The organism is Brevibacillus sp. FSL K6-2834, from assembly GCF_038592925.1.
Taxonomy (GTDB): Bacteria; Bacillota; Bacilli; order Brevibacillales; family Brevibacillaceae; genus Brevibacillus; species Brevibacillus borstelensis.
The window spans coordinates 3,673,170-3,693,794 of record NZ_CP151945.1 but is presented as its reverse complement, the minus strand read 5'-3'; the positions used below and the strand labels follow the sequence as shown (position 1 = coordinate 3,693,794).

The 20,625-nt window shown below is 51.8% G+C and carries 20 protein-coding genes and 8 tRNA genes; 21 read left to right on the top strand and 7 right to left on the bottom strand.

What is annotated here, in order from left to right; translation table 11 throughout:
• Positions 1-69 precede the first annotated feature (69 nt).
• Positions 70-963, bottom strand: a complete 894-nt coding sequence (locus tag NST96_RS18340; RefSeq protein WP_342406546.1) for a LysR substrate-binding domain-containing protein — start codon at positions 961-963, stop codon at positions 70-72.
• Between the two features lie 121 nt (positions 964-1,084).
• On the opposite strand from NST96_RS18340, the gene gcvPA reads away from it, so the two are divergent.
• The 5 genes from gcvPA (at position 1,085) to NST96_RS18315 (ending at position 6,816) form a co-directional block, all read left to right on the top strand.
• A complete protein-coding gene (gene gcvPA / locus NST96_RS18335; protein WP_342406545.1) occupies positions 1,085-2,455 on the top strand; it encodes an aminomethyl-transferring glycine dehydrogenase subunit GcvPA in 1,371 nt (456 codons plus the stop codon).
• Positions 2,452-3,945: an aminomethyl-transferring glycine dehydrogenase subunit GcvPB gene (gcvPB, locus tag NST96_RS18330; protein ID WP_031932781.1), complete on the top strand. Its 1,494-nt coding sequence runs from the start codon at positions 2,452-2,454 to the stop codon at positions 3,943-3,945. The genes gcvPA and gcvPB overlap by 4 nt, the downstream gene beginning before the upstream one ends.
• A 378-nt stretch (positions 3,946-4,323) precedes the next feature.
• Positions 4,324-5,760: an MFS transporter gene (locus NST96_RS18325; protein ID WP_003386374.1), complete on the top strand. Its 1,437-nt coding sequence runs from the start codon at positions 4,324-4,326 to the stop codon at positions 5,758-5,760.
• Positions 5,761-5,810: 50 nt separating this feature from the next.
• Positions 5,811-6,266 (top strand): MarR family transcriptional regulator, encoded by a 456-nt coding sequence (locus NST96_RS18320; RefSeq protein WP_003386372.1) that lies wholly within the window; start codon positions 5,811-5,813, stop codon positions 6,264-6,266.
• A 28-nt stretch (positions 6,267-6,294) separates the two neighbouring features.
• The gene (locus NST96_RS18315) at positions 6,295-6,816 is read left to right on the top strand and encodes a GrpB family protein (RefSeq protein WP_024985606.1); all 522 of its coding nucleotides are present in this window, start codon (positions 6,295-6,297) and stop codon (positions 6,814-6,816) included.
• Between the two features lie 77 nt (positions 6,817-6,893).
• Here the strand turns inward: NST96_RS18315 and NST96_RS18310 are convergent, their stop codons facing one another.
• The gene (locus tag NST96_RS18310; RefSeq protein WP_003386370.1) at positions 6,894-7,391 is read right to left on the bottom strand and encodes a GNAT family N-acetyltransferase; all 498 of its coding nucleotides are present in this window, start codon (positions 7,389-7,391) and stop codon (positions 6,894-6,896) included.
• Positions 7,392-7,619: 228 nt separating this feature from the next.
• Positions 7,620-7,970: a VOC family protein gene (locus NST96_RS18305; RefSeq protein ID WP_003386369.1), complete on the bottom strand. Its 351-nt coding sequence runs from the start codon at positions 7,968-7,970 to the stop codon at positions 7,620-7,622.
• A 169-nt stretch (positions 7,971-8,139) separates the two neighbouring features.
• Here NST96_RS18305 and NST96_RS18300 point away from each other — a divergent pair, with 169 nt between their 5' ends.
• Positions 8,140-8,805, top strand: a complete 666-nt coding sequence (locus NST96_RS18300; protein ID WP_003386368.1) for a VOC family protein — start codon at positions 8,140-8,142, stop codon at positions 8,803-8,805.
• Between the two features lie 100 nt (positions 8,806-8,905).
• On the opposite strand, the gene NST96_RS18295 is transcribed toward NST96_RS18300, so the two are convergent.
• Positions 8,906-9,169: a hypothetical protein gene (locus NST96_RS18295; protein ID WP_003386367.1), complete on the bottom strand. Its 264-nt coding sequence runs from the start codon at positions 9,167-9,169 to the stop codon at positions 8,906-8,908.
• A gap of 427 nt (positions 9,170-9,596) precedes the next feature.
• Complete coding sequence (locus tag NST96_RS18290) at positions 9,597-10,013, bottom strand: DUF3899 domain-containing protein (protein WP_024985601.1); 417 nt, start codon at positions 10,011-10,013, stop codon at positions 9,597-9,599.
• A 174-nt stretch (positions 10,014-10,187) separates the two neighbouring features.
• Between NST96_RS18290 and NST96_RS18285 the strand changes: the two genes are divergently transcribed.
• From NST96_RS18285 to thiM, 7 genes are all read left to right on the top strand, one after another.
• Positions 10,188-11,858, top strand: coding sequence for a peptide ABC transporter substrate-binding protein (locus NST96_RS18285; protein WP_003386363.1), 1,671 nt, complete (start codon positions 10,188-10,190; stop codon positions 11,856-11,858).
• A gap of 144 nt (positions 11,859-12,002) precedes the next feature.
• Positions 12,003-12,935, top strand: a complete 933-nt coding sequence (locus tag NST96_RS18280; RefSeq protein WP_342404276.1) for an ABC transporter permease — start codon at positions 12,003-12,005, stop codon at positions 12,933-12,935.
• Positions 12,932-13,999, top strand: a complete 1,068-nt coding sequence (gene opp3C, locus NST96_RS18275) for an oligopeptide ABC transporter permease (RefSeq protein WP_341073399.1) — start codon at positions 12,932-12,934, stop codon at positions 13,997-13,999. The genes NST96_RS18280 and opp3C overlap by 4 nt, the downstream gene beginning before the upstream one ends.
• Before the next feature lie 23 nt (positions 14,000-14,022).
• Entirely contained in the window at positions 14,023-15,030 is a 1,008-nt protein-coding gene (locus NST96_RS18270; RefSeq protein ID WP_003386360.1) for an ABC transporter ATP-binding protein, read from the top strand.
• A gap of 388 nt (positions 15,031-15,418) precedes the next feature.
• Positions 15,419-16,084, top strand: a complete 666-nt coding sequence (locus tag NST96_RS18265) for a YitT family protein (protein ID WP_031932787.1) — start codon at positions 15,419-15,421, stop codon at positions 16,082-16,084.
• Positions 16,085-16,543: 459 nt separating this feature from the next.
• Entirely contained in the window at positions 16,544-17,014 is a 471-nt protein-coding gene (locus NST96_RS18260) for a hypothetical protein (RefSeq protein ID WP_003386358.1), read from the top strand.
• Between the two features lie 78 nt (positions 17,015-17,092).
• Positions 17,093-17,905, top strand: coding sequence for a hydroxyethylthiazole kinase (gene thiM / locus NST96_RS18255; protein ID WP_024985597.1), 813 nt, complete (start codon positions 17,093-17,095; stop codon positions 17,903-17,905).
• Positions 17,906-17,983: 78 nt separating this feature from the next.
• Here thiM and NST96_RS18250 read toward each other — a convergent pair whose 3' ends face one another.
• Complete coding sequence (locus tag NST96_RS18250; protein ID WP_003386355.1) at positions 17,984-18,187, bottom strand: hypothetical protein; 204 nt, start codon at positions 18,185-18,187, stop codon at positions 17,984-17,986.
• A 306-nt stretch (positions 18,188-18,493) separates the two neighbouring features.
• On the opposite strand from NST96_RS18250, the gene NST96_RS18245 reads away from it, so the two are divergent.
• The 8 genes from NST96_RS18245 to NST96_RS18210 all read left to right on the top strand — a co-directional run bounded on the left by NST96_RS18245 (position 18,494) and on the right by NST96_RS18210 (position 19,442).
• Positions 18,494-18,586 (top strand) — tRNA-Ser (locus NST96_RS18245).
• 13 nt (positions 18,587-18,599) lie between these two features.
• A tRNA-Glu gene (locus NST96_RS18240) sits at positions 18,600-18,676 on the top strand.
• A gap of 8 nt (positions 18,677-18,684) precedes the next feature.
• A tRNA-Leu gene (locus NST96_RS18235) sits at positions 18,685-18,771 on the top strand.
• A gap of 3 nt (positions 18,772-18,774) precedes the next feature.
• Positions 18,775-18,850 (top strand) — tRNA-Gly (locus NST96_RS18230).
• Between the two features lie 152 nt (positions 18,851-19,002).
• Positions 19,003-19,079 (top strand) — tRNA-Arg (locus NST96_RS18225).
• Between the two features lie 74 nt (positions 19,080-19,153).
• Positions 19,154-19,230, top strand: a tRNA-Pro gene (locus tag NST96_RS18220).
• Positions 19,231-19,281: 51 nt separating this feature from the next.
• Positions 19,282-19,352, top strand: a tRNA-Gly gene (locus NST96_RS18215).
• Between the two features lie 14 nt (positions 19,353-19,366).
• A tRNA-His gene (locus NST96_RS18210) sits at positions 19,367-19,442 on the top strand.
• Positions 19,443-19,510: 68 nt separating this feature from the next.
• Here the strand turns inward: NST96_RS18210 and NST96_RS18205 are convergent.
• Positions 19,511-20,419, bottom strand: coding sequence for an EamA family transporter (locus NST96_RS18205; RefSeq protein ID WP_003386354.1), 909 nt, complete (start codon positions 20,417-20,419; stop codon positions 19,511-19,513).
• Between the last annotated feature and the right edge of the window lie 206 nt (positions 20,420-20,625).

Genomic DNA, 20,625 nt, shown 5'->3' with positions numbered 1-20,625 from the left:
TTTTTTTTATGGAAGCGCAAAGCCGCCGCTAGCCTGTCTGTCGTTTATGTGTGAGGGCGACTGCGGTTACTACACCTTTTTGGCAGTCCCAATCAGATTTTCGAGGAAAACCCGCGTGGCGGCGCACATATATTTGTCCGCCCGGTAAATGATGCCGATCTGGCGGGTGATCGGAATGGTGAACGGGACGGCAGCAATTTTGCCATTCTGGATAAAGTCGACGTATGGTTTGGGCAGGACTGTGACGCCGATTCCGCTTGCGACCATATTGACGATCGATTCCATCGTTGTCATCTCAAAGGAGGGCTTGACGGAAAAGCCGGCAGTCTCGCAGTGCTGATCAATGAGCTGCCTGAGATAGTAGTTTTGCGGAAGCAGGACAGAAGGCGTCTCCTTTAACACCTCTAGCGGAGCGGAACGTTTCTCTGCCAGTGTATGGCTGGACGGGACTACGAGGCACAGCTCCTCCTGTACCAGTGGCAGCGTCTCGAACTCCTCGTCTTCGACGGGCAAAAAGACAATGCCCATATCCAGCTGGTTGTCTAACAGAGCGGAGCGGATGTCGCCCGTTCGCAGGCCAAGTACGGACAGCTCGATATTGGGATACTGCCGATGAAACGCGAGGATGGCTGGCGGCAGCAGGTAATTGACGACCGTCAGGAGTGCGCCGATGGTCAGCTTGCCGCGCTGCAAGCCCTGCAGTTCCGTGATGGCGGCCCGCGCCTGGGACAGTTCATGGAAGACGCGTTGAGCATGTCCGCGCAGGATGCGGCCGGCGTCCGTCAAGGCGGTTTTCTTGCCGATCCGGTCAAACAGCGGGACGCCAATCTCCGCTTCCAGAGCGCGGATTTGCTGGCTTAAAGAGGGCTGAGAAATCCCGACCTTTTCTGATGCTTTGGTGAAATGCAGCTCCTGTGCCACAGCCAAAAAATACTCCAATTGCTTCAATTCCATCGTTCTCACCGCTTTCTTTTCATAGGTAAATACAATCGAAATGATAATAATGATTGAATTGATCAATGCATATAGAAGCTTATAATGAAGGTGACCTTGTGTCCAGTGCAAAATCGTGAACAAAAAAGCAATGGGTAGGGGAGGTCTTTTTTTGAAGTCGTTCGGGTATTTGCCCCATACAGAGACAGAGCGCAAAGAAATGCTGGCGGTTTTGGGTTTGCAGCAGACAGAAGAACTGTTTGACCAAATTCCTGCCGAGATCAGGCTGCAGGAGCCGATCCAGATACCGCCGGCTTGGTCGGAGCTGGAGCTGACCAGACAGTTTGGACGGATGGCCGCCAGAAACAAAAATACCGAAGAATATGTCTCGTTTTTGGGAGCCGGCGCTTATGAGCACGCGATTCCGGCAGTGGTTGAAGCCATCGTCGGCCGCTCGGAATTTTACACGGCATATACGCCTTACCAGCCGGAAATCTCGCAGGGCATCCTGCAGGCGATTTTTGAGTACCAGACGATGATTTGCGAATTGACCGGAATGGAAGTATCCAATGCTTCTCTATACGACGGTCCGACAGCGATGGCAGAAGCGGGGATGATGGCTTGTGCGGCGACCAAGCGAACCAAATTGCTCGTCTCCAGGGCGGTTCATCCGGAATACCGGGAAGTCCTGAAAACATACGCTTACGGCCAACGGCTGGAGATCGTGGAAATTGGCATGGGGGATGGGCTGACAGATTTGGACGAGCTGGGAGACCGGATGGGTGACGACATCGCCGGATGTATCGTCCAGTATCCGAATTTTTTCGGCTGCGTGGAACCGCTGGAAGAGCTGGCTGCTCTCACGCGTCATTGCGGGGCGCTGTTTATCGCGGTCGTCAATCCGATTGCGATGGGAATTTTGGAGCCGCCGGGTTCCTTTGGAGCAGACATCGTCGTGGCGGAGGGACAGCCGCTTGGAAATCCGCTGTCATTTGGCGGGCCTTATCTCGGCATTTTGGCGACCACCCGGGCGCTTGTTCGGCGGATGCCGGGCCGGATCATCGGGCAGACCACGGACCTCGACGGCAGACGCGCTTTCGTCCTTACCCTGCAGGCCAGAGAGCAGCATATCCGCCGGGAAAAGGCGACCTCCAACGTCTGCTCCAACCAGGCGCTCAATGCTTTGGCAGCGACCGTCTACCTCAGCTATATGGGCAAGCAGGGGCTCTGCGAAGTAGCGAGACAGTGCATGCTGAAAACGCAGTACGCGATTGAGCGTCTCACCTCCATCAAAGGAGTGGAGCGATTGTTTTCGACAGCCGTTTTTCACGAATGTGCGTTCAAGCTGCCGGCATCTCCTGCGGCAGTGAACAAAAAGCTTCTTGAGCACGGAATCATCGGCGGATACGAGCTGGCGAAAGACTACCCCAGATACGAAAACAGCGTTCTGCTTGCCTTTACGGAGGCGAGGACGAAAGAGGAGATCGATACATTAGCCGAGCGATTGGAGGCTGTGCTATGAGACAGGAAAAAGATCAGCCGCTTATTTTTGAATGGTCCCGGCCAGGCCGGAGCGCCTATAGCTTGCCAAAGCTCGATGTGCCGGAGCTTTCTGTGGAGGACATTCTGCCTTTGCCCTACATCAGAGCGAAGCGGGCCGAGCTGCCGGAAGTGAGCGAACTGGATGTCGTCCGGCATTATACGGCTCTGTCCCGCCGAAACCACGGAGTTGACAATGGTTTTATCCCGCTTGGCTCCTGCACGATGAAGTACAACCCGAAGCGAAATGAAAAAGTGTCCAAGCTGAGCGGATTTGCGTCCATTCATCCGTACCAGCCGGAGGAGACCGTGCAAGGGGCGCTGGAGCTGATGTACCATTTGCAAAAGGAGTTGGAGGCCATCACGGGGATGGACCAGGTCTCGCTGCAGCCGGCTTCGGGAGCTCAGGGAGAATGGGCAGGCCTGCTGATGATCCGGGCCTATCATGAGTCGCGCGGGGAAAAGCGGACCAAGGTGCTGATACCGGACGTATCCCACGGTACAAATCCTGCCTCGGCTGCCGTCGCCGGGTTTGAGAGTGTCACGATTGCCTCCAACGAGTACGGCGAGGTCGATCTCGAATCGCTCCGGCAAGCGGTAGGGCCGGATACCGCCGCCCTGATGCTGACCAATCCGTCTACGCTCGGTCTGTTCGACCGAAACATTCTGGAGATTGCCCGCATCGTCCATGAGGCAGGGGGACTGCTTTACTACGACGGAGCCAATTCCAACGCCATCCTCGGCTATGCCCGTCCGGGAGACATGGGATTCGACGTGGTGCACCTGAACCTGCACAAAACCTTTACCACCCCCCATGGCGGCGGAGGGCCGGGGGCGGGACCCGTCGGCGTCAAAAAGGAACTGATTCCGTTTCTGCCCGTACCGATCGTAGAGCGGGACCAGGACCGCTACCGGTTGAATGCAGACAAGCCGCAGTCGATCGGAAAGGTCAAGGGGTTCTACGGAAATTTCGGCATTCTGGTCAGGGCTTATGCGTATATGCGCACGATGGGACCGGATGGACTGAAGCTGGTGACCGAAAACGCGGTACTAAACGCCAACTATATGATGAGAAAACTGCAGCCGCACATCGAGCTGCCCTACGACAGGACGTGCATGCACGAATTTGTCCTGTCAGCAAGGCAGCTCAGGAAAAAAGGGGTGCGGACGCTGGACATCGCCAAGCGGCTGCTCGATTTCGGCTATCACCCGCCGACAATCTACTTTCCGCTGAACATCGAAGAAGCGATGATGATCGAGCCGACCGAGACCGAAAGCAAGGAGACGCTGGACCAGTTTATCCAGACGCTCATCCGGATATGCGAGGAGATTGAGAGTAGCCCGGAGACCGTACAGGAAGCGCCGCACACAACTGTGGTGAACAGGCTGGATGAGGCGAAGGCAGCCCGCAATCCGATCCTCCGCTATCGGAGAGAGGAAGAAAATGGACGGGAGGGTTCGGTTTTGCGGTAAAAGGCGACGAGGCTGCAAGCCAAAGGCGTGATGGAATCGAGGAAACAGAAACATAGCGTTATGGCAGAAGAAAGAACCATAACGTCATGCTCGGAGAAGAAGCAAAAGACGTGCTCGGAAAGGCAAGCGATATGCTAGGAAAAGCAAACAGTGCGAAGGCAATTAAGCTTCGCACTGTTTCTTCCTTATGTGATTGAGGAAGGTCGAAAGAAAACACATTGACAACAGATAGTATAGTGTCTAAACTAATGAATAGAAAAATTTGGCATATCCCTGGCGACAACAAACAATATGGATGAGGAGAGAATGGTCCAGGAATATTTTTTTGCATAATTTGTTTAGTATCTATACTGTATGGTAGGTCGGTGAAACGGCGAAATGAAAACGGAAATAATCAAGAAAAAAGAAGGCTCAAGCCGAAACCTTTTTTACATGCTTATGGCCATTTGTCTCGGAGCATTCGTGTCACATTTCACAGCAGGGATCGTCAACGTGTCGCTCCCTCGTTTGACGGAAACCTTCCATGCGGGAATTGGCACTGTTCAGTGGATCACGACCGGGTATTTGCTGGCTGTCGCTTCGCTTTTGCCCGTGATGGGAAAGCTTGGCGACCGCTATGGCCAACGCCGCATTCATAATCTCGGCTATGTTTGCTTTACGATAAGCTCGGTTTTGATCGCCTTTTCGCCGAATGTGGCCATCCTGCTGCTGCTGAGAGTGTTGCAAGCGGCCGGAGCTTCGATGTTCCAGGCGACAAATATCGCGTTGATCACTATGTATATGCCAAAGGAGCGGAGAGGCCGCTCGCTCGGAATTGTCAGTACGGCTGTAGCGCTTGGAGGGATGAGCGGTCCCATTGCGGGAGGCATGATCGCTCAATGGCTGAGCTGGCAGTGGCTGTTCCTGATTCACGTTCCCATTATCCTCTTTGCGACTTGGCTTGCCTTTCGCAGCATTCCGAACCAGGAACCGGAGAGAAAGCCGGGCACTTTTGACGGCATGGGGGCGGTTCTCTTTACCGCCGTCATCGGCATCGTCATCTTGGGCGTAACCCAGGGCCAGGTGTGGGGCTGGGGATCGCTGGGGCTTGTTTCGTTATTTGCCGCAGCTCTTGCCGCGCTGGTACTTCTGCTCTGGTGGGAGAAAAGGCAGGCTCACCCGTTTTTGCCCCTGCCGGTATTCAAAAACGCCGCGGTGACATCCGGCCTGTTCATCACGGGAAGCTCTTTTTTGCTCGCCAACACGATTTTGGTCGTCTTGCCGTTTTACTTGACCGGGTTGGTTGGAATCGTTCCTCTTGAAGTGGGGTACATCATGGCCGCTTATCCTCTCATACTTGCGGCTGCAGGGCCGTTTGCGGGGGCACTCTCGGATCGGTACGGCTCCCGGCTGTTCCAGTTTCTCGGCTTATGCGGCATGGGCGGAGGTTCTTTGATCCTGACGCTGTGGCTGGAGCAGCTGTCCATGCTGGAGATTGTCCTGACGCTTGCGTTGACAGGCTTTGGCATGGGGCTGGTAACGTCCCCGAACAACAGCTTCATTATGAAAAATGTCGCTTCCCACTACGTGGGTACGATTGGCGGAATGGTTGCCCTGATGCGAAATGTCGGGATGGTTTTCGGTGCGGCACTGGGCCTCGGGTTCATGAATGGAGTGTCCTTCGATGAAAAAGCACAGGCGATGGGTGCATTTACAAGCGTGTTCGGAATCAACGTCGCTATTTTTGTTTTGAGCATTGCGGTATTTGGATACGGCTTATTTTTGGACCGGAAAACCAAGGGAAGCCAAAAGCAAGAGACAAACCATTCTGTTTGACCCAAAACGGGCGCCTTGACACGGTATGGTTTAGAAACTAAAGTATGGGTATGAGAGAACAGCAAATTTTCCCACCCGAAAAAATGAATACAGGCAGTCAAAAACTGGGGCGCGTCATTTTGCAGCTTCAACGACTGGAGCGGCAGCCTCGAACGTTTGGGGAAGCGGGCGTGCTGACGCCGAGCGAAATTCATACAATCGACGCCATCGGCTGTGAGGGCGGCATCCTAATGAGTGCGCTTGCGTCCCGCCTCGGTGTGACAAAAGGTGCCGTGACCCAGCTCGTGACGCGCCTGGAAGCCAAGGCGCTGGTTACAAGGACGACACACCCGACAGATTCCAGAGCGGTGATGGTCTCGCTGACGGAAAAAGGGAAAGTGGCATATCGCATCCATGAGGAAATGCATCATGAATTTTATCAACAGCTTCGCCTGCAATTGGATCCTGACGAGATTGCCGTATTTGAAAAATGTTTAGATAAATTGAGTGAGCTGCTGCGTGACTAGTTCTGCATTAGGCAAAGGGGAAACCGTTATGAGACAGATTGAAGTCCTGCCCTATGACGAAGAGTGGGCGGCATTGTTTGAAAAAGAGAAGGAGCTTTTGCAGGGCATATTCTCCGAAGAACTGGTCGCGATCCATCACATCGGCAGCACTTCGATCAGAGGAATGAAGGCAAAGCCGATCATTGACATCATGCCGGTCGTAAAAGACATTGAGCGGATCCATCTGTATAACGACTCCATGCGAATGGCCGGATATGAGCCCAAAGGGGAGAACGGGTTGCCTGGCCGCCGCTACTTTCAAAAAGGAGGCGACCAGCGAACACACCACGTCCATATGTACCAGCAAGGCCATCCCGATATCCACAGGCATCTTGCCTTCCGCGATTACGTAAGCAGCCACCCCGATGCAATGGCTGCTTATGCGAGCCTCAAGGAAGAGCTTGCCAAAAAATTCCGCTATGACAGCCAGGCGTACGCAGACGGCAAAAGCGGACTTGTGCGACAGATCGATGAGGCAGCTCTCGCTTGGTATCTAAACAGAACAAGTTAGGGTGGTGGTATTTTGCTGAGGCAACCCAATGAGAACCCAGTCGGTCCCGTCTCTCCATCCATCCATGAACCGATCACTTATTCGAGAAGCAATTGATAAAACGCCACATCGTGGTATTCCCCGAATTTGTACCCCACCTGACGAAAAACCCCCACTGGCTGAAACCCAAACTTGACGTGAAGCTGAGCGCTGGATTCATTGCCTCCGGTGATTCCGGCGACCAGCGCGTGGTAGCCAAGTTCTTTCGCCGCCGCGATAAGCTTTGTCATCAACAGCCCTCCGATTCCCTTTCCATGATGATCATGATGAACGTAGACAGAAGATTCCGCTGTCTGGTTGTACGCGGGCTTCTCCCGAAACGTGCCAAGCGACGCATATCCTACTACCGATCCGTTTTCTACTGCCACCAGCAAGGGGTGCTGCTCGTCGTATTTTTGGAACCATTTCTTTCGCTGCTCGAGCGTCTGTTCCACCAGGTCGAACGTGGCAGGAGAAGTCCGTACGACGTGATTGTATATTTCCAATAGGACGGGCAAGTCGTGTTCGGTTGCTTTTCTTACGGTAATAGAAGACATGCTGTTCACCACCTGACGAATTTGAGTCAATTATATGTCAGGTTTTCTTACATGAACAAGAGAAAAGTTTCCTAAGCTTTGGACTTCCCAGATTCAGGGACAAAAAAATGGTGCCGTTTTAAAGGGGATTGCTAATGATTGGAGAATAACATACTTATTGATTTAATAAGTATATAGAACGCCTGCGTTAAATCGGCAGACTCCTCGCCCATAGTTTGCTTGCTGCCGTTATTTATACTGAATCAACCCGATTCCCAAGCCAACAGGGTCTGCCAGATAAGCCAGGTAAAACTCGTCGAACTCCATTTTATCCCGGACTATTTTGGCTCCGCTCTCTACCGCCTTGGCCAGTGTATCGTCCAGCGAGTCCACCTCGATGACAACCCGTGTCCCGTGCGGATAATCGCTTGGACCGAGTGCAATGCCGCCATGAATTCCGGGCTTGGTATCGGAGCCAGTCGTGACTTCGCGATAGTCCCAGTGAGGTTCTGCAATTTTCCAATCAAATACGGATGAATAGAACGCTGCTGCTTTTTCAGGGTCTTGGCTGTTTAATTCAAACAAAACGACTCGTGCCATTCGTGCGCCTCCCATAGTTTGACAAGTTGTCAGAGTATTCTTCAAATCCATTGCAATTCCTTCTTGGAGATAGGGGCTTTTTTTCTCGGGGTGGTGAGTTGTCCGCCCGAATAGTCGAAAGCTGTCCGCTCGCGTAGTCAGTGAGTGAAGTTTCATGGAGGAGGATATTATGAATTTTCATGTGCTTTCAGTCGTGACCAGCAAGCTTTCAGACATGAAGAGGTTTTATACCGAAGTGCTCAGGCTTCCATTAACGTCGGAAGACTCCGCATCGTTTGCAGTAAAGGCAGGCAGCTCGCTCCTGCGTTTTTCCGAGTCGGCGGAGCCCGCTTTCTATCATTATGCGTTTGCGATTGCCAAGCCGCATTTTGAAGCGTGCCTTCAACGAATAAAAAAGCACCAAGGCTTGCTGCGAGACCGGGATGGAGAGGAACGGATGACTTCAGTGATCTGGAAAGGAAGCCAGATATATTTCGAAGACCCGGAAGGAAATATTGTAGAAGTGCTTTCCTTTGAGGAAGAGGGAGCCGAAGGAGGGTGGCTGCGCATTCAGGAGATTGGAATGCCGGTCCCGGATGTAGCTGCCTTTGCCGAGAAGCTTTCCGTTTTGGGCAGCGAATTTGAAGCGGAAAGCGATACATTTCGCTTTTTCGGTGATCGGCGTGGGGTATTGGTGCTCGTAAAGCAAGGACGTTCCTGGTTTCCGACCAACCGTCCGGCCGCGATTCATCCGATCATCGTGGAGGTGGAGCAAAGGAGCGGAGAAAGTGAAGGAGAAAGAGGTCCATTCACCATCGAGCAACCCGAGCTTGGGTATACGATTACGGTACGCTAAGCTAATCTAAGCGGATTCTATTTGCGGAGAAGCGATCCGATCAACAGCATACCCGCACCCGGAACTTGTGCCGGGAGAGGTGATCCATTTGCATTTCCAATCATTGCCCGCTATGGATCGCTTTTTGCGCCTTATGCTCATCCTCCGGACGGACAAAAATTTCATAGGTAGTGGTGCGGTCGGTACGGGGGAACATTACACTAGAAGTATCCAAACCCAAATGATTGATGTCATTTGGCGATTTTGTCCGGTAGCTGATGCCGTGAGCCTGCAATTTTGCCGCGGCTTTGGCATACGCTTCGGTGCCGACCGCTATATGCACCAGGCACTTGTGTCGAGAAAAAAACCTGGAAAACAGACCCATTCATAAATGCCCCCAATCCCTTTATTTTCCAAAAGCGAAGCCGTATACTTATATCAATGATTTTAGCTGAAGAGAGGGAAGCCTACCAATGAAGTCTTTTTTTGCTGATCGGTTGGTTGATACTGCTTGCAGGGGCAATTCTTTCGCGTGTCAATCCCAGGTTCAGAAGCATCCGGTTAATCGGGGACGGTGCTCTCCCGTTTCTTTTGTACATCACTGCCCCTGATTTGTGGCCGCTCTGTCTGGGCCTGTTTTTCCTCCTGTACGCCGCGGAAATCTTTCGAATGTATCGAGAGCAGAGGAATTGATCCTCCTTGCGTCTCTGTCCAGCCTTCGCTGTCAGATTTTCCTTTCTTCCGGAATTGGTCCTGATTGTATTCGTCGTATCTCCTGTTTGAAAATATTCCAAATGAGCAAGATAGATCTCCTATTTTATGAAAAGAAGCGAAAAAATAAAACTGACCGCAAAATAGCCGGCTCCCGCCCAAAAAAACGGACCGTGGGGGATCAGTCGCGGGTGAAACGACACGTCGTCCTGTCCGGTTAGCTCATACATCCCTTCGTTCTGCCCGCCTTCGACCTTACGAATGTATGATTCCTGCCTCCGCCAAGAAGCAAAAAAACGCTTGCAACTGATCCAGAAGGCGGTAAAAAATTGCCCCTGGATGACGAAAAGCACGCCCCATGCCATCAGCAGCAGAAGAGAAGCGTAGCAGAGGCCGTCTGCGTATCCGCCAAGCGACAGCGGGGAGGGAGAGAAAAAGCCAAATGCCAGAGCAAAGAGGGGAGGACCTGCAATCAGCGACGCCATTTGCCATCCGGAAGACCAATTTGCAGTCGACATGCGATCTCTCCTTATAAAAAAAGATGTAGGCAAGCTGAATAGATTCAGCGCATGTAAAATATTACTGTATTTCCTGAAAATAACTTGACTGACAATTCCAAAAAGTTGTATTTTATCTCTAGTATATCCTACCAAAAGATGGAACGTCCATCAAATCGAACAATGGGGGGCACTATGAGACGAAAAAAGAAAGGCTTATCCTTAGTCATCGCGTTGTTGATGGCGTTTACTGTGGCCGGATGCAATTTCAACTCCGAACAGACAAATACGCAGACACCGGCGCCAAATAACGGCAATCAAACCGCTGAGCCAACCGCGGGGAAAAAGGTACTGCGGATTTATGACTCGGACGAGATTCCGACGCTGGATACCGCTCAAGTACACGAAGATGTCTCGTTCGCGGTCGTGAACAACACGATGGAGGGCTTGTATCGCAGAGACGCGAACAGCCAGCCGTATTTGGCGATGGCGGAGAAGCACGATATGTCCCCGGACGGTCTGGTACATACCTTCAAGATTCGCGAAAATGCCAAATGGAACAATGGCGAGCCGGTAACCGCACATGACTTTGAGTTCGCCTGGAAAAAGGTATTTCAGGCGGCCGGCCACTACAGCTTTATGTTCGAGACAGCAGCGGTCCTCAATTCTACTGCGATTCTCAAAGGAGAAAAGAAGCCGGAGGATCTCGGTGTAAAGGCATTGGATGACCGCACGCTGGAAGTCAAGCTGGAGTACCCCAACCCGCTGTTGAATCAGCTTCTTTCCTTCCCGACATTCTTCCCGCAGAAGAAGGAGTTCGTCGAGAGCAAAAAGGAGAAATACGGCCTGGAATTCGACACGGTGCTGTACAACGGCCCCTTCATGCTGACGGAATGGAAGCACGATCAGGGCTGGAAGTACGAGAAAAACCCGAACTATTGGGATAAAGACAAGGTCAAGCTGGATCAAATCGACGCCTATGTCGTAAAGGATGTCTCTACGGCATTGACTCTGTATGAATCGGGTCAAATCGACCGGGTGGAGCTGACTTCTTCCTTCGTGGATCAGTACAGGGACAAAGAGGGCTTCCTGACGATCAAGGACCCGTCTATCCGTTTCTTGCGCTTCAATCATACGCATCCTGCACTGGGCAATGTGAACATTCGCCGGGCAATCAACCTGGCCTGGGATAAACAGGGACTCACGGATGTCATTTTAAACGACGGTGCTACCCCGCTATATGGCATGGTTCCCGGTGGATTCTTCTTCTCGCCCGAAGGAAAGGATTTCCGACAGCTCAATGGCGATATCAACAAAGGGACGGTAGAGCAGGCACAGGAATTCTGGAAAAAAGGATTGCAGGAAACAGGGCTGAGCGAAGTGAAGGTAGCGCTTAACCTTGCCGATACAGATACGCAGAAAAAAGTGGGCGAATACTTAAAGAACCAACTGGAGAAAAATCTCCCCGGCTTTACGCTTGAGCTGAAATCAGTACCGACCAACCAACGGCTTGAGCTCGAAAAGGCGGTCAATTACGACATCTCGCTTTCAAGCTGGGGACCGGACTACAGCGATCCGATGACCTACATTGACATGTGGGTGACAGGCGGCTCAGCCAACCGGATGAAATACTCAAATGCAAAGTACGACGAAATGGTAAAACAGGCCAAGATGGAGACCGATATGTCCAAGCGCTTCCAGATGATGCTGGAGCTGGAGAAGATGCTGCTTGATCAGGACGTGGCTGTCGCGCCTGTTTATCAGGAAGGGCTTGCAGTATTGCAGCGGCCGACGGTGAAGGATTACGTCGTTCTGCCAACAGCGCCGAGGTACAACTACATGTGGGTGGATATTGCAGGGCAGTAATTGACGGTATCATTATCCAATGACCAAAAAAAGAGGATCGCATTTGCGTATCCTCTTTTCACCTGTAAATCACGGGAGAGCATAACCCTCCCGTTTTCCGATTTTTTGCGAAGCGGACAGCCAGACTGAAGATGGGGTGAACAAATGGGAGCTTATTTGCTGAAACGGGTTGGATACATGCTGGTGACGCTGTTTATCATTGCAACTGCTACTTTCTTTTTAATGAAGACGCTCCCCGGCACACCTTTCACCAATGCCGACCGGTTGAATGAGCAGCAGTTGGAAAACATGAAGGCCAAATACGGACTGGATCAGCCGGTTGCCATTCAGTACGTTCGCTATTTGGCCAATCTGGTCCAAGGCGATTTGGGCATGTCATTTAAATTTATGGGCAGAAGTGTAAACGAGGTGATCTTTGAGCGGATCGGTCCATCGGCGCTGATCGGATTTCAGGCGCTGATCGTGGGGACGTTTGTCGGGCTTGGGCTCGGGGGTGTCTCAGCGCTCCGGCATAACAGCATCTGGGACTACACCTCGGTTACGCTGGCTGTGTTGGGGATGTCGATCCCCTCCTTTGTCTTTGCCGCTCTTTTGCAGTATTACCTGGGATTGAAATGGGGCTTGTTGCCGCCGGCTCTGTGGAAGGGGTACGAGTACACCATTTTGCCGACTCTTGCGCTTTCGGTTACGGTAATCGCTACCGTCGCCAGGTTCATTCGGACGGAAATGCTGGACGTGATCAGTCAGGATTACGTCATGACTGCCCGGGCCAAAGGCTTGTCCGAGACGGGTGTAATCGTAAAACACGTCCTGCGAAACGCCTTGATTCCCGTCGTGACGATGCTCGGACCGCTCGCCGTCAACATTATGACAGGGACGCTTGTGATCGAGAAGATCTTCTCTGTTCCGGGTCTGGGCGAGCAATTTACGCTGTCCATCGTCGTCAATGATTACAGCGTAATTATGGGGATTACGCTTTTTTACAGCTTGCTCTTTATCCTGATGGTTTTCGTGGTGGACATCCTGTATGGTCTGCTTGATCCGAGAATCAGCGTGAGAGGAGCGAAGGCGAAATGAGTGCTGAACTGGGAAAAAACGAATCGACTCTGGTGTCGCAAGTACATAGCCATTCGTCTGTCTTTCCGCCTGCCGAAGTCACGGATGACCTGTTCGTCCATGAACCGCTTGACTCTCGGTTGCAAGAGCAGGTATCGGGCCAGACCGTTTCTGTTTGGAAGGATGCCTGGAGACGGCTGCTGCAAAACAGGGGAACCGTTATTGCGATGTGCATCATCGTCCTGATCACACTCTTGGCATTGATCGGACCGCAGTTGTCTGGACGACCCTACGACGAACAAAATCTGACGTTTTCCAACCTGCCGCCCAAGGTAGCTGGCCTGGAATGGCTCGGTTTTGACGGGAAGGATGCCAAAGGAATCGATCAATACGAGGCAAGAGGAATCACCGAGCACTTTTGGTTCGGAACGGATGAATTCGGGCGAGACCTCTGGACGCGTGTCTGGAAGGGGACGCAAATATCGCTTACCATCGCCCTTTTGGCGGCACTGCTTGATTTGTTCATCGGAGTGGCCTACGGCGGAATCTCTGCCTTTTACGGCGGAAAGATCGACAATGTAATGCAGCGCATCATCGAAGTGCTCGTAGGCATACCAAACTTGATCGTGATTATTTTGTTCATCTTGATCCTTGATCCGGGGATTTTCTCCATCGTCTTGGCTATGATCGTGACCGGCTGGGTCGGAATGGCCCGTGTCGTACGCGGGCAGATGATGCAGATCAAGGCGCAGGAATTTGTGCTCGCTTCCCGGGCCCTTGGCGCTTCCAACTCCCGATTGATCGTCAAGCATCTTTTGCCAAACGCGGTCGGCCCGATCCTGGTCACACTGATGTTTACGATTCCGACTGCCATCTTTTTCGAAGCGTTTCTCAGCTTTATCGGGCTGGGCTTGCAGCCTCCGCTTGCATCGCTGGGCGTCCTTATCCAGGACGGGTACGTGTCCATGCGTTATTTCACCTACAAGCTCGTTTTCCCGGGCATTGTGATCAGCGCCTTGATGATCAGCTTCAACCTGTTGGCTGACGGACTGAGGGACGCGCTTGACCCGCGCATGAAAAAATAGCCGGAATAGAAGGGAGACAAACCATGTACGAACCGATCTTGTCCGTAGACAATTTGCACGTCTCGTTTCATTCCCAGAACCGGGTGGTCAAAGCCGTCAGGGGAGTCAGCTTTGCGCTGCAAAAAGGGGAGACGCTGGCGATCGTGGGAGAATCCGGTTCAGGCAAATCAGTGACAGCGAAAAGCCTGATGCGGATGCTGCCGGCCCAAACTGCCAAAATAACGGAGGGCGCCATCCGCTATGACAATCAGGATGTGCTGTCCTTTTCGCCGCGCGAGCTGCAAAAGCTGCGGGGCAAAGAGATCTCCATGGTCTTTCAGGACCCGATGACATCGCTCAATCCGACGATGAAAATCGGCCGCCAAATCATGGAGGGGTTGGCCAAGCATGAAAAGTTGACGAAGTCGGAGGCAAAGCAAAAGGCGATTCAGATGCTGGAGATGGTCGGGATTCCGCAGGCAGCCGAGCGGATCGATGCCTATCCCCATCAATTTTCCGGAGGAATGCGACAACGAGTCGTCATCGCCATCGCGCTCGCCTGTCGACCGAAGGTGCTGATCGCCGATGAACCGACAACGGCTCTGGATGTCACCATTCAGGCGCAAATTCTCGACCTGATGCGCGGACTGCAGAAGCAGACAGGGACGTCTATCATCCTGATCACGCATGATTTGGGAGTCGTGGCCAATATGGCCCAGCGAGTTGCCGTCATGTATACGGGAGAAATCGTCGAGATCGGGCCTGTCCATGAGATATTCACGAGGCCGCAGCATCCCTACACGAAGGGATTGCTGCAATCGATGCCCCGTCTGGACGCGGACCGCTCCGAGCCGCTGGTGCCGATCCCGGGGTCTCCGCCCGATGTGACCAGGCTGATGGGTGGATGCTCTTTTGCCCCTCGCTGTCCCTATGTGATGCGGGTGTGCCATCATTTTTCGCCCCAATCGACGAGCCTTGGTCCGGAGCATCAGGTTTCCTGTTGGCTGCAGGACAGGCGGGCAGAGGAGATGCGCCGCTCCTTTTGCTCATGAGTGCAAAAAAGCGAGGGAAACAGAGCAAACCCTATCGGTTCATTGCAAAATCCTGATCTTGCCGAGGAGCCATTTGCAAAAAAACGAAAAAACGGCCGTTTTTGAAGGTCTATGCGGAATAGCCGGATTCGGAGAGTTCCATTTTTTGTGATACAATAAAGACATCTCAAAAACGGAAAGGATCAGGATACCAATGGTTCCGTATAGGAGCGTATGGAAACGTTATGATCTCTCCTACACATAGCGTCGCAGCATGTCGATCGTCACTAGGGCGACTCAACCTGCTGCGAAAGTGAGGAAATACGTATGGAACGCTGTCTGTATGTCAGAAGTTCCTCAGTGGTCGGTTGGGCGCTCAAGCCAAAACCGATGACATTGCGAGGAATTAATGATGAGGAGAGCAAAACCGTTACGACAACAGTTTGCACAGCTTAGTTTGATTTTGTTCGGATCTTGTTTATTGGCATTTGCGTATTACCATATCAACTTCCAAAACCACTTGTCGGAGGGCGGATTCGTAGGCTTGGCGCTTTTGGCCAAGTACGGCTTTAATCTCCCGCCGGCTGCGACGATGCTCGTCCTGGACATCCCGCTTTTTATCATGGCGTGGTTGCTGAAAGGACGCCAGTTCATCTGGAACACCATACTTGCGTCGCTTGCCTTTTCAGGCTTTTATGAATTGTTTGAACGATTTTCGCCTATCGTAATCAATTTGAGTGACTATATGCCGGTCGCCTCCCTGCTTTCCGGGGTGTTGACTGGCCTGGCAACAGGGATTGTTCTGCGCTTCGGCGCTGCTACGGGCGGGGATGACATCATGTCTGTCCTGCTCAGCAAATATACCGGTCTGTCGATCGGGACGATCTTTCTCCTGTTGGACTGCATGGTGCTTAGCCTGTCGTTCCTGTATTTGCCGGTCAAAGAGGTGCTGTACACCATTTTGGCGGTCTTGATCGCCAGCAGGGTGATTAACTGGACGATTGGAAAAGGAACGACGGAGGAAGAAGAGAACGTCCATGGACCTGTCCGGGGCGTTTCGACAAGCCACCGATGAGTTTTGACGAAAATGATAAAAATATCCATTTTCAATCTGGATCCGACAAGCGACAGGAGGGCCTCCTGTTGCCAAGCGAAAAGACCCGAGGGTTATCCCCGGGTCTTTTTTTGGCTGGGGATACTGCAACTTTTCAATCCACAGCCGTAAACGTAACAAATAGACATGTACCAGCAATCTGGGCAAGTGCCCCAGAACGTGTCATCGGTAGGCGAATACCTTAACAGAGGAGAGGGAAAACTGTCTGCAAGGAAATGCAGTCAGCGGCGAGAACTGCCTTCGACATCTATTTAATAGGAAACGATAAAATTACCGGAGCAAATGAAGCATTCAATTGCCAATAAAAATCATTCTCATCGTTGACAGATAATGATTTTCATTATACGATGGTAATGATAATTGATCTCAGTTATGAAACGTTTGCGATTGCTTTGCTAGTCCTTTTTGCGGGAGGGTGCCATGCGTTATCAAATCAATGGTTATACAGACATGTACACGGTGGTGGCAAATGAACGTAAGGTGGGCGGTGCTGTCGAGGCGGGCTTGATTCGCCTGCGGACCGGTGAAGAGTTCACCAATGCGGTTCTGACGCGGCTTGAAATGTCTGATGCACAGTTTTGTTCGCTTGGCTTTGTCACCCAGGAAGGCAAGCGTCTGATTGTCCATGTGAATGATGTCAGCATGGTTGCAGATGCCGTACATATCAACGTATGTGATCTGAAAAACGAAGTCATGAGGGCGGAAAAAACTGCTGAGCGACTCAAACGGCTGAAGCGGCTATGCGAACTGAATGAAGGCAGCTGTACGCCGACATTCCGCGAAGAAGCACTCCTTCTGGCGGAAGATATCGGGATGGAACTGGCCAGAGGTCATGTCGATTTGTCGTTCCTCCCGGATACGGAAAAAGCGAAAGTGGTGCGAATCGCCTAAAACAAAATTCAAGGCGGCATGTATGAAACAGCGTACATGCTGCCTTCTTACGTTTTGGAAACAGGAGTGAAGGAAAACATGATCAGCTTGCATGATATTGCCCGAACATTAGAACGAGTACGAGAGAAGAAGCCACTCGTGCATAATATCACAAACGTGGTGGTCACCAATTTTACAGCCAACGGATTGCTTGCTCTGGGGGCTTCGCCTGTCATGGCATATGCCCGCGAAGAGGTGGCAGACATGGCCAGACTTGCCGGGGCGCTCGTGTTGAACATCGGTACGCTGAATCAGCCGGAAGTAGAAGCTATGATTATTGCCGGGAAGGCAGCCAATCAGCAGCAGGTGCCGGTTATTTTCGACCCTGTGGGGGCTGGCGCGACTTCGTACCGGACAGAGACAGCCAGACGCATTCTGCAGGAGGTCAACGTTTCTTTGCTGAGAGGCAATGCGGCCGAGATTGCCCATGTCATCGGAGAAAACTGGACCATCAAGGGTGTGGATGCAGGGGAAAGCAATGGGGATATTGTCGCGCTGGCGAAAAAGGCCGCGCTGCATTGGAAAACGCACGTGGTCATCACCGGACGGGAAGATATCATTACGGATGGCACTGCCGCGTATCTTATCAAGAACGGTCATCCCATTTTGACAAAGGTTACCGGGACGGGGTGTCTGTTGACTTCGGTGATCGGCGCTTTCGCTTCCGTTGAACAAACCCTCTTGACAGCAGGAGCAGCGGCTCTGGTCAGCTACGGGGTTGCAGCCGAGCTTGCCGCGGAAAAAACAGAGGAAAAAGGCCCTGGCAGTTTTCAAATTGAATTTCTGAATCAACTGGCGATGGTGTCATCGGAAGATATTTTGCGGTATGGTGCTGTGGCTGTTGCGATGTAGGGCCGTTTCGAGGAAAAATTTGCGCATTGAGCATTTAGATCGAAAGAATGAGGCGGGTACACATTGGATGCGATCGACTTACCGGATCATGGATGCAATGTAGCTGTATTTTTTCAGCGTGTACGACAGAAGCTTTTGCTGATGCTCAGACAGTGACAGAAAAACAAACTCCACCTGATCTTGTTCGAGCGGGCGAACGTAGTATTTGGAAATGCCGTGCCTGACGATCTCTTTGTTTAGTCTGGCGGCGATTCCCGCGTCGGTACGTATGTGTATTTCCACTGGTTACTCTCCCTCCTTGACCACAAAATAGCGTACCAGAATCAGGCAAAGAAAAACGTCGGACATGTGACGAAAAAAAGTCCGATCTGTTACCAAGTTGTGTACCTGAACGTGCAATTTCGAATTGTGAAAAATATCCGACTGCCTTGCCTTTGTCTAGAGAAATTCGCATCAGATGAGAAATCGCGTACAGATGGCTGTCAAACATGCGAGAAGTGGAAGGGAAAAAGAAGGTATTGAAATAACTCTTGTTTTATGATATAGTCATTTGTGTCAAAACGGACAAACACAATGTGATTTGGTACTGGATGGATGTCCGAGTGGCCGAAGGAGCACGATTGGAAATCGTGTAGACGGGGATGACTCGTCTCGTGGGTTCAAATCCCACTCCATCCGCCATCTTGCTTAAAATGGCCCGTTGGTGAAGCGGTTTAACACAGCAGCCTTTCACGCTGTCATACAGGGGTTCGAATCCCCTACGGGTCACCATAACTCATGCGGTCGTGGCGGAATTGGCAGACGCGCTAGATTCAGGTTCTAGTGGTGGCAACACCGTGGAGGTTCAAGTCCTCTCGACCGCACCATATGCGGACGTAGCTCAATTGGTAGAGCGTCGCCTTGCCAAGGCGAAGGTCGCGGGTTCGAGCCCCGTCGTCCGCTCCATGATGCGTATGAGGTCTCTCACCCGTGCCGGGTTTACCCTCGTGGTAAAACACGAAGAATTGCTCGGGTACTTCAGATTTGGCTGCGCAAAGAAGGATACTCGACGAGGTATTGCCAATGGAAGCGAGCCCCGTCGTCCGCTCCATATATATGTGCCCTTAGCTCAGCTGGATAGAGCGTTTGACTACGAATCAAAAGGTCGGGAGTTCGAATCTCTCAGGGCACGCCATTTATCCCCCCAGCAAGGGGAGGTACCTCGGTTGATCTGATAGCCTTTTGCGAAAGGCATGATTCATTTTGCATCGGGAAGTGGCTCAGCTTGGTAGAGCGCTTGGTTCGGGACCAAGAGGTCGCAGGTTCAAATCCTGTCTTCCCGACCATCTTTGTTTTTTTCTCGAATAGTTGGCTACTATAAATAGAAGCAAGATCGTGCGGGTGTAGTTCAATGGTAGAACCCCAGCCTTCCAAGCTGGTCGCGTGGGTTCGATTCCCATCACCCGCTCTTTTTCATTTATGGCGGTCGTGGCGAAGTGGTTAACGCACCGGATTGTGGCTCCGGCACTCGTGGGTTCGATTCCCATCGATCGCCCCATTTGTCAAACAGCAAAAAAGCCCAGTGTTTGTCCAATTGGACAGCCACTGGGCTTTTTTTTGCTGGGATTACATGCTTTTCTCGCTCAAAATGGCTGTGGTCGAACGCGCTTGCTTCAATCTGATTTGCGGGACGATGATCGCGAGCATGATCAGCGTGACGCCGGCCCATCGCAGTCCGGACACCTGCTCATGGAGAACGAAGCTGGACAAGAGGACGACCGTAGGCAATTCGATTGCACTGAGAATCGTCGCTACGCCATTGCCCAGACGAGGAACCCCGATCGCAAGGCAAAGAATCGGGATGACCGATCCAAAGCAGGCGACCAGCAGAGCGTACGGAAGCAGGCCGTCCAAAAGCCTGCCATTGATCAGGAAGGCAGGGGGGTACACCAACGAAAGCAGAATGGCTGCCAAACTGATGGAAATGGCGCTGCGCAAATAAGGATTCATGTCAGGGACGAGCCGCCCGCTGAAAAAGATGACCATCGCAAAGGTGGCGCCTGAGAGCAGTCCAGTCACGAGTCCGTACAGACTGACGCTCTTCAGGCTGTCTATGCCGAGTCCGCTGGCAAGCACCGTCCCGATGCCGAGCAGAACAAGAGACAGCCATTTTTCACGAGTCGGCCATTTCCGGTCTGCGATCGCTTCGATCATCACGCCAATCCATGTAAATTGAAACAACAGGACGATGGCGAGCGACGCGGACACTTGACTGACCGATTGATGATACAGAAAGCTGGTCGCGGCCATCATCACGCTGACAGGCAGCAAAATGAACACATAACGCCAGCGAAAGCGTTCCCTGGATAAAAAGAAGGCGACCGCGATCATGATGAGACCGCCAAAGATTAATTGGCTGCTGCTCATTTCATAGGGGGAAAATCCTGCGTGGAAGGCTGCTTTCATGATAATAGAGAGGATTCCGTAGCTGACAGCTCCCGCGAGAACGAGAATCACGCATTTCCAGTATGACATTAGTAAACTTCCTTTCTTCTGACTAAACAAATAATTGATGGGACCTATTGTACTATAGAAGCAAACTTGATACAATAAAATTTTATACCATGCTTTATCGTGATAATTAGGTAATAAACTGCTTAGTTACCATGGTAGCGCAATGAAGGGTTGATCTCCTTTTTGAGCTTCCTATAAAGAATGTACATAGATAGATAAGTTGCTCT

Coding starts and splice junctions, on each gene's coding strand:
- NST96_RS18300 (WP_003386368.1), top strand. CDS start 8,140: ATGAATTTTCATGTGCTTTCAGTCGTGACCAGCAAGCTTTCAGACATG.
- thiM (WP_024985597.1), top strand. CDS start 17,093: ATGATCAGCTTGCATGATATTGCCCGAACATTAGAACGAGTACGAGAG.
- NST96_RS18205 (WP_003386354.1), bottom strand. CDS start 20,419: ATGTCATACTGGAAATGCGTGATTCTCGTTCTCGCGGGAGCTGTCAGC.
- gcvPB (WP_031932781.1), top strand. CDS start 2,452: ATGAGACAGGAAAAAGATCAGCCGCTTATTTTTGAATGGTCCCGGCCA.
- NST96_RS18325 (WP_003386374.1), top strand. CDS start 4,324: ATGAAAACGGAAATAATCAAGAAAAAAGAAGGCTCAAGCCGAAACCTT.
- NST96_RS18295 (WP_003386367.1), bottom strand. CDS start 9,169: ATGGGTCTGTTTTCCAGGTTTTTTTCTCGACACAAGTGCCTGGTGCAT.
- NST96_RS18315 (WP_024985606.1), top strand. CDS start 6,295: ATGAGACAGATTGAAGTCCTGCCCTATGACGAAGAGTGGGCGGCATTG.
- NST96_RS18310 (WP_003386370.1), bottom strand. CDS start 7,391: ATGTCTTCTATTACCGTAAGAAAAGCAACCGAACACGACTTGCCCGTC.
- NST96_RS18260 (WP_003386358.1), top strand. CDS start 16,544: ATGCGTTATCAAATCAATGGTTATACAGACATGTACACGGTGGTGGCA.
- NST96_RS18290 (WP_024985601.1), bottom strand. CDS start 10,013: ATGTCGACTGCAAATTGGTCTTCCGGATGGCAAATGGCGTCGCTGATT.
- NST96_RS18280 (WP_342404276.1), top strand. CDS start 12,003: ATGGGAGCTTATTTGCTGAAACGGGTTGGATACATGCTGGTGACGCTG.
- NST96_RS18265 (WP_031932787.1), top strand. CDS start 15,419: ATGATGAGGAGAGCAAAACCGTTACGACAACAGTTTGCACAGCTTAGT.
- NST96_RS18285 (WP_003386363.1), top strand. CDS start 10,188: ATGAGACGAAAAAAGAAAGGCTTATCCTTAGTCATCGCGTTGTTGATG.
- NST96_RS18320 (WP_003386372.1), top strand. CDS start 5,811: ATGAGAGAACAGCAAATTTTCCCACCCGAAAAAATGAATACAGGCAGT.
- NST96_RS18270 (WP_003386360.1), top strand. CDS start 14,023: ATGTACGAACCGATCTTGTCCGTAGACAATTTGCACGTCTCGTTTCAT.
- gcvPA (WP_342406545.1), top strand. CDS start 1,085: ATGGGTAGGGGAGGTCTTTTTTTGAAGTCGTTCGGGTATTTGCCCCAT.
- NST96_RS18305 (WP_003386369.1), bottom strand. CDS start 7,970: ATGGCACGAGTCGTTTTGTTTGAATTAAACAGCCAAGACCCTGAAAAA.
- opp3C (WP_341073399.1), top strand. CDS start 12,932: ATGAGTGCTGAACTGGGAAAAAACGAATCGACTCTGGTGTCGCAAGTA.